At 45.8% G+C, this 277-nt stretch carries 1 protein-coding gene; it reads left to right on the top strand.

Annotated elements, in window-relative coordinates; genetic code table 11:
* On the top strand, nt 1–277 hold a 277-nt coding region (locus DM397_RS00215), incomplete at both ends, for an Ig-like domain-containing protein (RefSeq protein WP_162615414.1).

Raw genomic sequence — 277 nt, 5'->3', positions numbered from 1 at the left:
CTCAGACCCTGCAACAGGATGCGAGAGCGCTTCAAGATTGACAGTTGATGTGATTGTAAATGATCCGGGAACTCCAACATTGGTGACTGCTGGAACGCAAAACTTCTGTTTGGTAAATGCGCCAACATTTGCAAGTATCCAAACAAATGAATCTAACATCGTTTGGTACACAGCTTCAACAGGCGGAACAGTGATTGCTCCAACAACAGCCTTAACAAGCGGTACATATTATGCAGCAATCTCAGACCCTGCAACAGGATGCGAGAGCGCTTCAAGA

The sequence above is a fragment of the Flavobacterium nitrogenifigens genome, assembly GCF_003254565.1.
In the GTDB taxonomy this organism is placed as follows: Bacteria; Bacteroidota; Bacteroidia; order Flavobacteriales; family Flavobacteriaceae; genus Flavobacterium; species Flavobacterium nitrogenifigens.
Note: the sequence above shows the minus strand (reverse complement) of the source record. Positions and strands in the feature narration are given on the sequence as shown.